The organism is Chromobacterium sp. HL1 (assembly GCF_057418835.1).
Genome location: NZ_CP162399.1, coordinates 4,717,818 through 4,730,844, shown reverse-complemented (window position 1 = coordinate 4,730,844; position 13,027 = coordinate 4,717,818). Strand labels below are relative to the sequence as shown.

At 66.5% G+C, this 13,027-nt stretch carries 12 protein-coding genes; 1 reads left to right on the top strand and 11 read right to left on the bottom strand.

The genetic code is table 11. The features are described 5' to 3' along the window. Positions 1–8: 8 nt before the first annotated feature. The 5 genes from AB1Z25_RS21645 to AB1Z25_RS21625 all read right to left on the bottom strand — a co-directional run bounded on the left by AB1Z25_RS21645 (position 9) and on the right by AB1Z25_RS21625 (position 6,886). Complete coding sequence (locus AB1Z25_RS21645) at positions 9–773, bottom strand: DeoR/GlpR family DNA-binding transcription regulator (RefSeq protein WP_486636144.1); 765 nt, start codon at positions 771–773, stop codon at positions 9–11. Between the two features lie 58 nt (positions 774–831). Then, positions 832–1,926, bottom strand: a complete 1,095-nt coding sequence (locus AB1Z25_RS21640) for an NAD(P)/FAD-dependent oxidoreductase (protein ID WP_486636143.1) — start codon at positions 1,924–1,926, stop codon at positions 832–834. Positions 1,927–2,005: 79 nt separating this feature from the next. After that, entirely contained in the window at positions 2,006–4,030 is a 2,025-nt protein-coding gene (gene betT / locus AB1Z25_RS21635) for a choline BCCT transporter BetT (RefSeq protein WP_235085715.1), read from the bottom strand. A gap of 150 nt (positions 4,031–4,180) precedes the next feature. Next, complete coding sequence (locus AB1Z25_RS21630; RefSeq protein WP_486636142.1) at positions 4,181–5,569, bottom strand: aminopeptidase P family protein; 1,389 nt, start codon at positions 5,567–5,569, stop codon at positions 4,181–4,183. A gap of 105 nt (positions 5,570–5,674) precedes the next feature. Then, positions 5,675–6,886, bottom strand: a complete 1,212-nt coding sequence (locus AB1Z25_RS21625; protein ID WP_474455011.1) for a benzoate/H(+) symporter BenE family transporter — start codon at positions 6,884–6,886, stop codon at positions 5,675–5,677. A 116-nt stretch (positions 6,887–7,002) separates the two neighbouring features. On the opposite strand from AB1Z25_RS21625, the gene AB1Z25_RS21620 reads away from it, so the two are divergent. After that, positions 7,003–8,430, top strand: coding sequence for an aminotransferase-like domain-containing protein (locus AB1Z25_RS21620; protein WP_486636141.1), 1,428 nt, complete (start codon positions 7,003–7,005; stop codon positions 8,428–8,430). 49 nt (positions 8,431–8,479) lie between these two features. Here the strand turns inward: AB1Z25_RS21620 and aroG are convergent, their stop codons facing one another. The 6 genes from aroG to AB1Z25_RS21590 all read right to left on the bottom strand — a co-directional run bounded on the left by aroG (position 8,480) and on the right by AB1Z25_RS21590 (position 13,006). Next, entirely contained in the window at positions 8,480–9,541 is a 1,062-nt protein-coding gene (gene aroG / locus AB1Z25_RS21615; RefSeq protein ID WP_235085726.1) for a 3-deoxy-7-phosphoheptulonate synthase AroG, read from the bottom strand. Between the two features lie 232 nt (positions 9,542–9,773). Further along, positions 9,774–10,184 carry an RNA polymerase-binding protein DksA gene (dksA, locus tag AB1Z25_RS21610; protein WP_019102526.1) on the bottom strand — a complete coding sequence of 137 codons (411 nt, stop codon included), beginning with the start codon at positions 10,182–10,184 and terminating at the stop codon, positions 9,774–9,776. A 284-nt stretch (positions 10,185–10,468) separates the two neighbouring features. After that, the gene (locus AB1Z25_RS21605) at positions 10,469–10,774 is read right to left on the bottom strand and encodes a c-type cytochrome (RefSeq protein WP_107801226.1); all 306 of its coding nucleotides are present in this window, start codon (positions 10,772–10,774) and stop codon (positions 10,469–10,471) included. A gap of 92 nt (positions 10,775–10,866) precedes the next feature. After that, positions 10,867–11,448, bottom strand: coding sequence for a YggT family protein (locus tag AB1Z25_RS21600; RefSeq protein ID WP_107801225.1), 582 nt, complete (start codon positions 11,446–11,448; stop codon positions 10,867–10,869). A gap of 8 nt (positions 11,449–11,456) precedes the next feature. After that, entirely contained in the window at positions 11,457–12,260 is an 804-nt protein-coding gene (proC, locus tag AB1Z25_RS21595; RefSeq protein ID WP_107801224.1) for a pyrroline-5-carboxylate reductase, read from the bottom strand. 53 nt (positions 12,261–12,313) lie between these two features. After that, the gene (locus AB1Z25_RS21590; RefSeq protein ID WP_227105727.1) at positions 12,314–13,006 is read right to left on the bottom strand and encodes a YggS family pyridoxal phosphate-dependent enzyme; all 693 of its coding nucleotides are present in this window, start codon (positions 13,004–13,006) and stop codon (positions 12,314–12,316) included. Positions 13,007–13,027: the final 21 nt, after the last annotated feature.

The window sequence follows — 13,027 nt, the reverse complement described above, 5'->3', positions numbered from 1 at the left end:
AGGCCGGCTCAGTCCGCCACGTACAATTGGGTATCCGCCTCCTGCATCAGCTCGACGACGGCGGGCGGCGGCGGCTGGTCGGTGAACAGCGCGTCGATCTGCGACAGATGGCCCAGCTCCACCAGCGCCGGGCGGTCGAACTTGCTGTGGTCGGCGGCCAGGAAGACATGGCGGGATTGCTGGATGATGGCCTCGGCGCTGCGCACCTCGCGGTAGTCGTAATCGCGCAGCGTGCCGTCCAGCTCGATGCTGGAAATGCCGATGATGCCGTAATCGACGCGGAACTGGCGGATCAGCTGCACCGTGGCTTCGCCGGTGATGCCGCGGTCGCGTTTGCGCAGCATGCCGCCCAGCACGATGACTTCGCAGTCTGGGTAGTCGCACATGGTGTCCGCCACGTGCAGATTATTGGTGATCACCCGCAGGCCGCGGTGCTGGTGCAGCGCCTTGGCCACTTCCTCGGTGGTGGTGCCCAGATTGATGAACAGCGAGGCGTTGTCCGGGATGTGGCGGGCCAGGCATTCGGCGATGCGGCGCTTTTCGTCTATGCACAGCACCTGCCGCGCCTGGTAGGCGACGTTCTCCACGCTGGACAGCACGCTGGCGCCGCCGTGATAGCGTTGCAGCAACTGATGCTCGGCCAGCAGCGCGATGTCGCGGCGTATGGTCTGCCGGGTGACGGAAAAATGTTCGGCCAGCTTTTCCACGCTGACGTAGCTGTCGCGTTTGACCATGGCCAGCAATTCCTGCTGGCGTTGATTCAGAATGAGCATAGACTGCGAGGCGGCGGGTTGGGACGGTTCGATTGTAAGCGGACAACTCGTCCCGGCGCTATGCCGTCAGCGTCGCCGCCGCGTATTCGGCCAGCGCCAGGCTGGCGGTGAGGCCGGGGGATTCGATGCCGTAGAGTTGGAGCAGGCCGGGCACGCCGTGCTGGGTCGGGCCCTGGATCAGGAAGTCCGCGTCCGGCGCGCCGGGTCCGGCGATCTTGGGGCGGATGCCGGCGTAGGCCGGCGCCAGCGCCTGTTCCGGCAGCGTCGGCCACCAGCGGCGGACGCCGGCGTAGAAGCGCTCCGCGCGCGCCGGGTCCACTTGGTAGTCGATGGCGTCCACCCATTCCAGGTCCGGGCCGAAGCGTGCCTGGCCGGCCAGGTCCAGCGTCAGATGCGTGCCCAGGCCGCCGGCTTCGGGCAGCGGGTAGATCAGGCGCTGGAACGGCGAGCGGCCTTGCAGCGCGAAATAGACGCCGCGCGCGTAATAGGGCGTGGGAATGGTTTCACGTGGAACGCCGGCAATGCTGGCCGCCGCCCGCGGCGCCCACGCGCCGGCGGCGTTGACCGTCAGCCCTGCGCGTAGCCGCATGCCGGCGATGTTCAGCTCCAAACCGTCGCCGCTCACGCGGCCGTCTTGCAGCGGGGAGTTCAAGGCCAGCGTCGCGCCGTGGGCCTCGGCGTCGGCCAGCAGGGCCAGCATCAGACCGTGGCTGTCTATTATGCCGGTGGACGGCGACAACAGCGCGGCGCGGGCCTGCAAGGCCGGCTCCAGCGCCTGAAGCTGTTCCGCGTCCAGCCAGCGCAGATCATCGACGCCGTTGGCGGCGGCGCGCTGTTGCAAGGCTTGCAGCCGCGGCAGTTCGGCCTCGTTTGCGGCGACGACGAGCTTGCCGCAGCGCCGGTGGGCAATGGCGCGCTGGGCGCAGTAGTCGTACAGCTGCCGGCGGCCCGCCACGCAGAGCCGCGCTTTCAGGCTGCCGGGCGGATAGTAGAGCCCGGCGTGGATCACTTCGCTGTTGCGGCTGGACGCATGCTGGCCGATGGCGCTTTCCGCTTCGACGATGAGGACTTCGCGGCCGGCCATCGCCAGCTGCCGCGCCACGGCCAGGCCGATCACGCCGGCGCCTATCACCACGCATTCCACGGTTTCCATCGCGCTTCCCATCATGCCGGATTGAATAGCGCATGGTGCGACGCCGCGACGGCGGCGTCCAGCCCGGCGGCGCGGAGGCCTATGAGGCGGCGGACTGCGCTTGCCGGCTGAGGTGGAGGTAGTGCAGATGCCGTTCGTACTGGTCCAGGATGTCGGCGATGATCTGTTCCTTGTGGTAGCCCCACAGGCTGTAGCCCTGGCTGCCGTCCTGCAAGTGCACTTCCAATCGGCAGTAATGGCCGGGCGCGGCGCGGATGGCGAAGGAGGGCGTGGCCGCCATGGCGGCCTGGATGCGGTAGCGGAAGGCGGCGTCGCCGTCGCCGGCGATGAGCAGGCCCAGCCGCGGCAGGCCGGTCTGCGGGTCTGTTTCCTGTTCCAGCCGCGCCTTGGCGCCGCGCTGGCGCAGCGCGGCGCAAACCTCGCGCAAGGCGGGGAGGCAGCTGTGTTCCAGCATGGTTCGGGTCTGGTCCGCGTCCGGATAGCTCATCGCCCGGCTCAGCCGTTGCTGCCAGTTCAGCCGCGGATCGGAGTGGGCGTAGGTGCGGCCGGACAGCGAGCCGGCCAGGCTGGCCTGGCGGCTGTCTTCGCGCATGCCTTCGCGCCGCAGCGCCTTGTACAAGCCGGCCATGATGAAGAACATCACGAAAGAGAAGGGCAAGCCCATGATGATGGTGGCATTCTGCAGCGTGGGCACGCCGCCCACCATCAGCATGGACAGCGTCAGGATGCCGATGGCCAGCGACCAGAAAATGCGCAGCCACTTGGGCGCGTCGCTGGCCGGGTCCTTGAGGATGGAGGTGAAGTTGCCCAGCACCAGCGCGCCGGAGTCGGCCGAGGTGACGTAGAACAGCAGACCGGTGACGGTGGCGAGCAGGGCGCTGAAACCGGTCCACGGGTATTGCGCCAGCAGCGAATAGAACGCCCGTTCCGGCGTTTCCATCGCGGTCTTGCCGAAGCTCTGGTTGCCGGCCAGCACCAGGTCCAGCGCGCTGTTGCCGAAGATGGAAATCCAGATCAAGGTGAACACGAAGGGAATGACCAGGGTGCCGATGATGAATTGGCGCAGGGTGCGGCCGCGCGAGATGCGCGCCAGGAACAGGCCGACGAAGGGCGCCCAGGCCACCCACCAGGCCCAGAAGAACAGGGTCCAGGCGTTCAGCCAGTCCACCGGGCGCTGGAAGGCGAAGGTGTTCAAGGTCATGCCGGCGAAGCCGTTCAGGTAGTCGCCCACGTTCAGCACCAGGCCGTTGAGCAGGAACACGGTATTGCCGCTGAACAGCACGAACAGAATCAGCAGGATGGCCAGCAGCACGTTCAATTCCGATAGCCGGCGGATGCCCTTGTCCACGCCGGAGACCACGGACAGGGTGGCCATCGCCACCGACAGCAGGATCAGCAAGGCCTGCGCCAGCACCCCTTCCGGAATGTCGAACATGAAACGCAGGCCGTAGTTGAGCTGCACCACGCCTATGCCCAGCGAGGTGGCGATGCCGAAGATGGTGCCGAGCACGGCGGCGATGTCGACGCCGTGGCCGAGCGCGCCGTGGATGCGGCGGCCGAAGATGGGATAGAGGGCCGAGCGGATGCTGAGCGGCAATTGATGGCGATAGCTGAAATAGCCCAGGGCCATGCCCATCAACGCGTACATCGACCAACCGGTGATGCCGTAGTGGAACAGGGTCCAGGACATGGCCTGGCGCGCGGCGGCGTGGGTGCCGGGCGCACCCTCGGGCGGGGCTAGCAGGTGGGTGACCGGTTCGGCCACCGAGAAAAACATCAGGTCGATGCCGATGCCGGCGGCGAACAGCATCGCGCCCCAGGTGAACAGGCTGTATTCCGGCCGCGAATGGGCCGGACCCAGCTTGATGCTGCCAAAGCGGGAACAGGCGATGACGAGGACGAACAAGACATAGAGCGTGGCGGCCAGGAAGTAGTACCAGCCAAAGCCCTCGGTGATCCAGCCCAGCACCTGGGCCATGACGCGGGCGGCGGCGTCGGCGTCCAGCATCGCCCACAGCGCCAGCGCCAGAATGCAGCTGGACGAACCGAGGAACACCGTGCGGTTGAGGCGGTCTGTCGCCCCGGTTTCCGGTAATGCAGCCATGTAGGGGTCTCCCGATGCTGACGCAAGGAAAGACCGACACTAGCATCGGCCCGCGGCGGGGGCTGGTCAGAATGCGACGCGGGGGCGAGCGCAGGCGACCGGGCGTGAAAAAGCCGCCCATGGGCGGCTGGAAGGCGGGAGCGGCGGGTTTCAACCGGCCATCGCGGCTTCGACTTCTTCCACCGTCTTGGGAATCGGTGCGCCCAGCACGCGGCTGCCGTCGGCGGTGACCAGCACATTGTCTTCGATGCGGATGCCGCCGAAGTCCTGGTATTCGCGGAATTTGTCGTAGTCGATGTACTGGCTGTGGCGGCCTTCGGCGGCCCAGGCTTCGATCAGCGCCGGGATGAAGTACATGCCGGGCTCCACCGTCACCACCATGCCTTGTTTCAGCGGCTTGCCCAGACGCAGGTAGCCCAGGCCGAACAGCGGGCTGCGCTCGGTGTCCTCGCCGTAACCCACCAGGTCTTCGCCCAGGCCTTCCATATCGTGCACGTCCATGCCGATTTGATGGCCAAGGCCGTGCGGGAAGGCGATGGCGTAGGCGCCGGATTCGACGATGGCGTTGGCGTCGCCCTGGAAGAAGCCCAGCGCGCTCATTCTTTCCACCATCAGCCGCGCGGACAGCTTGTGCACGTCCAGATAGCGCACGCCCGGCTTCATCGCCTCGATGGCGGCCAGCTGCATGTCCAGCACGATATTGTACAGTTCGCGCTGGCGCGGGCTGAACTTGCCGCCCACCGGGAAGGTGCGGGTGATGTCGCTGGCGTAGCCGCCGCCGGAGGTACAGCCGGTGTCGTTCAGCGCCAGGTCGCCGCTTTCCAGGCGGTTGTCGTGGTGATGGTTGTGCAGCACTTCGCCGCGGCGGGAGAAGATGGACGGATAGGCCAGCTGCCAGTCGCGTCGGCGCATGATGCCTTCCATCTCGCCCACCACTTCGTATTCCATCACGCCGGGTTTGGCGTGGCGCATCGCGGCGACGTGCATGTCGCGGGTCACCGCCAGCGCCGCTTCCATTTCGGCGATTTCTTCGTCGCCCTTGATTTCGCGCAGCGCCACCACGGCATGGGTCAGCGGCGCGGAGAAGCCGTCCTTGACCTTGGCCGGATGAACGTCCAGCAAGCGGCCCATTTCAATCAGGGTCTCGCCGCGGTACGGCGCCAGGTAATGGACGGCGCGGCCGGCGGCGCGCGCGGCGCTCAGCGCGGAGGCCAGCTCGGCGTAGCCGCGGCTGTGTGTCAGGCCGGCCAGCGCGGCGCGTTCGGCCAGGCTGGGCAGCGGGCCGGTCCAGACGATGTCGGCCACGTCCGGATCGTTGCCGAACAGCATCGCTTCGCCGCTGTCGGCGTCGATGAGGCCGGCCAGGCCCGGTTCGTTCAGGCCGAAGAAATAACGGAAGCTGGAGTCCTGCACGAAGGGCAGGGTGTTGTCGTGATAGTTCATCGGCGAATCGACATTGCCGACAAACAGCAGCAGGCCGGACAGGCCGGCCGCTTGCAGACGGGCGCGGCGTTGCGCGTATACGGTGGCAGCGAACATGGTTTCCTCGAGGGTGGGCAGGGTCCGCCCGGTTCGGTCGCCGCGCGGAATATTGTATCCAGTCCCTTAACTTATCATGCCCGCCGCCGGGCTGCCAGTGCCGGTTCAGCCGCGCTGGCCGACGGCGGCTTCGGCCTGCCGGGCCTTGGCCGGACGCAGGATCAAGGCCACCGCGCCGCCGGCCAGCAAGGCCCACAGCGGCGCGCCCAGGCCGGCGATGCTGACGCCGGAGGCTGCCACCACGAAGGTGATCAGCGCCGCTTCGCGGCGGCTCTCGTCGCTCAGCGCCGCGCTCAAGGAGGACGCCAGGGTGCCGAACAGCGCCAGCCCGGCGGCGGTGGCCACCAGCGCCTTGGGCAGGGTCAGGATCAGGCTGGCCAGCGCGCCGCCGGCCGCGCCTATCGCCAGATAGAGCGCGCCGCAGATCACGCCGGCCACGTAGCGGCGTTTGGGATCGGGGTGGGTTTCCGGCCCGGTGCAGATGGCGGCGGTGATCGCCGCCAGCACCACGCCGTGGCCGCCGAAGGGCGCGGTCAGCATGGACACCGCGCCCAGCAGCGACACCGGAGAGCGGGCCGGGATGCGGTAGCCGGAGGAGGCCAGCACCGCCATGCCGGGCAGGAATTGACCGGTCAGCGCCACCAGCGCCAGCGGCAAGGCCAGATTGAAGAAGGCGCTCCACGACCATTGCGGCGCGGTGAACAGCGGACCGCCGCCGCCGCCTCCGCCGTGGGCCGGCAGCGGCTGGAACAGGCCTTGCGCCGCCGCCAGCAGCAGGCCCAGCAGGATGGCGGCCGGCAGCGCGTAGCGCGGGAAGAAGCGGCGGCCGACGAAGAACAGCGCGGCCATGCTGACCACCAGCAGCGGATCGTGGCCGGCGGCGCTGGCCAGTTCGGCGACGAAGCGGAACAGGATGCCGGCCAGCATCGCCGCCGCCAGCGCGGCGGGGAACACCTTCATCAGCCGGTCGAACAGGCCGCTGACGCCCAGCAGGGTGACGATGGCGGCGGCGGCCAGGAAGGCGCCCACCGCCTCGCCGTAGGGCACGCCGGGCAGGGCAGCCAGCAGCAGGGCCGCGCCGGGGGTGCTCCAGGCGGTGATCACCGGCGCCTTCCAGCGCCAGGACAGGTAGAGGCCGGCCACGCCGGAGCCGATGGACACCGCCCAGATCCAGGAGCCGAGCTGGGCCGGGGACAAGCCGGCGGACTGGGCGGCGTGGACGATGATGAGGAAGGGGCCGGAATAGCCGACCAATAAGGCCAGCGCCGCGGCCAGCGCCGCGGAGGGCGACAGGTCGCGCCAGAAGGTGGACGGCATGATGCGCTTTCTTGCGATGAAAAGTAGGGCCAAGCCTAGCGCAAGCGCCGCGCCTCGCCTTCCCACAGCCGACGCAAACAGTTTATGCTGCGCACAATCTGTTCTATATAACAGCGATGACTGATTCCCTGTATCTACGCATTGCCGCGGACATCGAGCGCGGGCTGGACAGCGGCGAGTACCCGCCCGGCAGCCGGCTGCCCTCGGTGCGCCGCCTGGCCGCCCTGCACGGCGTCAACGTCTTGACCGCGCTGGCGGCTTACCGCCATCTGGAGCGCCAGCAACGCGTCAGCGCCCGGCCGCGCGCCGGCTTTTTCGCGGCCTTGCCCAGCCGCGCGCAGCAGGCGCATGCCCGGGACGACGGCTTGCCGTCGGCGGCGACCCTGGTGCGGGTGGACAGCCGCATGTCGCAATTGATCGAATGGTCGGGCCTGGACATCGGCACCCAGCTGCACATGGCGGAAGCGCACTGCAGCATGTATCCGGCGGCGGCGCTGGCGCGTCGGCTGCAACAGACGCTGAACCAGCGGCCGGAGCTGATCGGCGCCTATCTGCCGCGCGGCGAGCAGGCGCGGCTGCACCGGCTGGTGTGCGGGCTGGCGGCGCAGTGGCAGCTGGCGCTGGAGCCGGACGCCATCCTGTTCACCCACGGCATCACCGAGGCGATCAGCCTGTCGCTGCGCTTGCTGACCCGGCCGGGCGACACCGTGGCGGTGGAGACGCCGGTGTACTTCGGTCTGCTGCAAACCCTGGAGGCCCTGGGACTGAAAGCGCTTGAAATCCCGTGCACGCCGGACGCCGGCCTGTCGCTGGAGGCGCTGGAGTTCGCCTTGCGCCACGGACCGGCGCCGCGCTGCCTGGTGACGGTGACCAATTTTCAGAATCCCACCGGCGCCTTGATGCCGGACGAAGCCAAGAAGCGCTTGTTGCAGCTGGCTTACCGTCACGGCCTGACCATCATCGAGGACGATGTGTTCGGCGAGCTTTACTTCGGCGAGCAGCATCCGACGCCGCTGAAAGCCTGGGACAGCCGCGGCGAGGTGATTTACTGCTCGTCCTTCACCAAGAGCTTCGCGCCTTCGTTCCGTCTGGGCTGGCTGTCCGGCGGCCGCCATCACGCGGCGCTGGCGCGGCTGAGCAATAGCAGCAGCCTGGTGAGCTCGGCCTTGTATCAGGGCTTGTTGGCGGATGTGTTGGCCGACGGCGACTACGCGCGTTTCGCCGAGCGTTTGCGGCGGCAATTGGCGCGGCAGATGGGCCAACTGGCCGACGCGGTGCTGGCGGCCTTCCCCAAGGGCACGCGGCTGCGGCGGCCGCAGGGCGGTCTGCTGCTGTGGGTGGAATGTCCGGAAGGGCTGGACGCGGGCCGCTTGCTGGAGCGGGCGCTGGCCGAATCCATCAGTTTCGCGCCGGGCCTGGTGTTTTCCGCCGAGCCGCGTTTCGGCCACTGCCTGCGGCTGAACTTCGGCCAGCCGTGGTCGCCGGCGCTGGCGCGGGCGATCGCCACCCTGGGCCGCCTGGCCGGCGAGCAGCTGAGCCAATGAAAACGGCGGAGCGCATGCTCCGCCGCGAGGCAGTCGGCTTGGCGCCGGCTCAGTCTTGACGCGCGCGGCGCGCCTTCACCGCGTCGGCCAGCGTGGTCAGCAGTTTTTCCGTGTCGTCCCAGCCGATGCAGGCGTCGGTGACGCTCTGGCCGTAGGTCAACTCGCAGCCCGGCTTCAGGTCCTGGCGGCCTTCCACCAAGTGGCTTTCCACCATCACGCCGAAGATATTGGCGTTGCCGGCGGCCAGCTGGCCGGCGATGTCGTCGGCCACTTCCATCTGACGACGGTAGTCCTTGCGGCTGTTGGCGTGGCTGAAATCCACCATCAGCTTTTGCGGCAGGCCCACGGAGACCAGTTCCGCCGCCGCGGCACTCACGTGTTCGGCCGAGTAATTGGGTTCCTTGCCGCCGCGCAGGATCACGTGGCAATCCGGGTTGCCGCCGGTGGAGACGATGGCGGAGTGGCCGGTCTTGGTCACGGACAGGAAATGATGGGGCACGCTGGAGGAGCGGATGGCGTCCACGGCGATCTTCAGATTGCCGTCGGTGCCGTTCTTGAAACCCACCGGGCAGGACAGGCCGGAGGCCAGTTCGCGGTGCACCTGGCTTTCGGTGGTGCGCGCGCCGATGGCGCCCCAGCTGATCAGGTCGGCGAAGTACTGCGGCGTGATCATGTCCAGGAATTCGGTGGCGGCCGGCATGCCCATGTCGTTCAGGGTCAGCAGTAGGCGGCGCGCGATGCGCAGGCCGCTGTTGATGTCGAAGGATTCGTTCAGCAGCGGATCGTTGATCAGGCCTTTCCAGCCGACGGTGGTGCGCGGTTTTTCAAAGTAGACGCGCATCACTACCACCAGCTCCTGCGACAGCTTGTCGCGCAGCGGCGCCAGCTTCTTGGCGTACTCGATGGCGGCTTCGGTGTCGTGGATGGAGCAGGGGCCGATCACCACCAGCAGGCGGTCGTCCTCGCCGCGCAAGAGCGCGGAGATGTCGCGGCGGGCGGCGTAAATCACCTCGGAGGCGGCCTCGGTGATCGGCAGTTCGTACAGGTGGGCGATGGGCGGCAGCAATTCCTTGATTTCGCGGATTCTGACGTCGTCGGTCTGGCGTTGCATAAAGGCGGCTTCCTTGCTATTTCAGTTTTTGCATAGCAGCAAGATAACCGGATTCCACGACGCTAGACAAGCGGCCGGCCTGCTTTAATGCCCTAAATTCATACTAGATGATCGTTAGGGATAAGCTATCGGCGCCCGATTTATCTGCTTGTTTTTCTTGGACGGGGGACAGGCGGACATGAAAAACGCCCTGGATGCGGCCAGGGCGTTTTGCGGGCGAGAACCGGAACGGTCAGTCGGCGTACTGACGCTTCATGCGTTCGCGGCGTTCCTGGGCTTCCACCGACAGCGTGGCGGTGGGGCGGGCCATCAGGCGGCGCAGGCCGATCGGTTCGCCGGTGTCTTCGCAGAAGCCGTAAGAACCGTCTTCGATCTGGCGCAGCGAGGCCTGGATCTTTTGCAGCAGCTTGCGCTCGCGGTCGCGGGTGCGCAGTTCCAGCGCGTATTCCTCTTCCAGCGTGGCGCGGTCAGCGGGATCCGGCGTGGCTTCCTGCTCTTGCAGGTGATTGGCGGTCGCATTTGCGTTAGAGAGCAACTCCTGCTGCATCTGCAACAACCGGTCTTTGAAAAACTCAAGATGGTCGGCGTTCATGTAATCGTCGCCGGTCCAGTTGAGGATATCCTGTTCGGTTAGTTTGGCCATAATAGGTGCTTCCAGCATAGAGTTGGCAACAGGCGGAGAAGATTACCGGCGCCCCGCTATTTCTGCAACTGTCTTAGGCGCTTAGGTGATATTAACTCCCTGCTGCTGACAATCGGTATAGCGTTGTTTCACTCCGGTAACAAGCCTGAGGCATCGTTAAAAGGGTATTGGCGCAACAGGCTAAGACATAAAATGTCCCGGACAGTTCAAAGGCGGCAATCCGCCGCCTTTTTCCGGGAGCCGGCGCGCCGTGCGGCGTGCCGGGTTTCTAGCGTCGGGATGGCTTATTTCAGCGACAGCACCCACTTGGCCAGCGCGCGCAGGTCCGCGTCCGGGATGTTCGGATGCGGGGTCATCGGCACCGGGCCCCATACGCCGGAGCCGCCGTTCTTGATCTTGGCCATCAGCATGGCTTCCGCGCCTTTCTGGCTGGCGTATTTCTTGGCCACGTCCTTATAGGCCGGGCCGACGATCTTCTTGTCCACCGCGTGACAGGCGGTACAGCTGTATTTTTGCGCCAGCTGCATATTGGCGAAGGCGGGAGCGGCGGCGGCGCTCAACAGGGCGGCGGCGAGCAAGGCTTTTTTCATTGGAAGTCTCCTGGTGTGGTGATGCAAATCGGTTGCCAAACGAGCGGCCGCAAAGCGCGGCCGCGAAAAAATATGACAAATAACCTGAATTGCTACAGTACTACCTTGAGTTGGGTCAAGAAGCTTGCTTCCAGCATGCGCACCGGCAGCATCAGGATCACCTGGATGATCAGGAGCAGCACCAGCGGCGACAGGTCCACGCCGCCGATATTGGCCTTGCGGAACGGGCGCAGGAAGGGCCGGGTCAGCGCGTCCAGCACCGGCATCAGCGGGTTGTAGGGGCTGACCCAGCTGAGCACGGCCTGAACGATGACGCTGCCCATCAACAGGGTCAGCGATTGCTTGAACACTTCCAGCAGCGACAGCAGCGACAGCGCCACCCAGACCTGCGGAAAGGTGAAGACTTCCGGCACCGAGCTGAGCAAGGTGACCAGCACATTGGACAGCAGCGCCACCAGCCAGGCCAGCAACATGGTGGCGCTGTCGTAGCCGCGCATCGCCGGCACCAGCTTGCGCAGCGGCAGCACCGCGAAATTGGTGGCGGCCATCACGAACTGGCACAGCGGGTGTTTGAACGGCGCGCGCGCCACTTGCAGATAGAAGCGCAGCAGCAGCACCAGCACGAACAGGCCGCAAAGGGTGTGGATCAGAAAGCGCAAAGTGTCGAAGAACATGATGTGGCTTAGTCCTGGCTGAGTTGTTGGCCCATTTCGATGGAGCGGTCGCGGCAGTCCAGCGTGCCGGCGATGATGGCCTGCTTGACGCCTTCCGCCTCAAAGCGGGCGATGGCGCGTTCGGTGGTGCCGCCCTTGGACATCACATTGGTGCGCAAGGCGGCCACGGACAGCGGGCTTTGCTTGGCCAGTTCCACCGCGCCTTCGAAGGTGGCCAGCACCAGCCGGCGCGCTTCCGCTTCGGAAAAGCCGGTTTGCTGGGCGGCTTCTATCATGCTTTCGATGAAATAGAACACATAGGCCGGGCCGCTGCCGGACACGGCGGTGACGTCGTCGATGCGTTGTTCGTTTTGCAGCCAGACGGTGATGCCGGCCGCCTGCATCACGGTGTTGGCGTCCTGGCGGTCGTCTTCGCTGACGCCCACCGAGGCGAACAGGCCGGACACGCCCTTGCCTATCATCGCCGGGGTGTTGGGCATCACCCGCACCACGCGCTTGCTGCCCAGCCAGCGGCATAGCGCGTCCAGGCGGATGCCGGCGGCGATGGAGATCACCAGCGCGCCGTTGAGCCTGGGCTCAAGCTCCAGGCACAAGTCGCGCAGATGCTGCGGCTTGACCGCCAGCACCACGATGTCGCCGATGCCGAAGGCGTCCGGCAGCGCCGCGCCGCCGCTGACGTCGTATTCCTGGCGCAGCCGTTCCACTTTGCCGGCGTCCGGGTCCACCACGTGGATGCGATGCGCCGCCTGCTTGATCAGGCCGGCGATGATGGCGTTGGCCATATTGCCGCCGCCTATGAAGGTAATCCGCATGCTTTTTCCTTATAAACCGGCCTGAAACCGCTATCGTTTCAAGCCGATGTCATTCAATGATAATGGCGCGCGCCGAAAATGGCCGTGCCCACCCGCACCAGGGTGGCGCCTTCGGCGACGGCGACGGCCATGTCGGAGGACATGCCCATGGACAGCGTGTCCAGCGCCAGCCCCTCGGCGATCAGGCGTTCGCGCAGCCTGCGCAGCTGGGCGAACTGAGACGCCAGCCGCGCCGTGTCCTCCGTGGGTTCCGGGATGCACATCAGGCCGCGCAGGGTCAGACGCGGCAAGGCCGCCACCGCGCGCGCCAATTCCAGCGCCTGCTCCGGCGCGCAGCCGCTCTTGCTGGCCTCGCCGGACACGTTCACCTGAATGCACACGTTCAGCGGTGGCAGCGCCGCCGGACGTTGCGCCGACAGCCGTTCCGCGATTTTCAGCCGCTCCACCGAGTGGGCCCAGTGCGCCAATTCCGCCACCGCTCGGGTTTTATTGGATTGCATCGGGCCGATGAAGTGCCATTCGATCTCCAGGCCGGCCAGCGCCTCGGCCTTCTGCTGCAATTCCTGCACGTAGTTTTCACCAAAGGCGCGCTGGCCGGCAAGATAGGCTTGCTCGATGTCCGCGGCGGGGAAGGTTTTGCTGACGGCCAGCAAGCGCACCGATCCCGCCGGACGGCCGGCGGCGTGTTCCGCGTCCGCCAGGCGTTGGCGGACTTGCTGCAAGGGTTGGGAGATGGAGTCTGTCATGGCGTCGAGAAATGGTTTGCT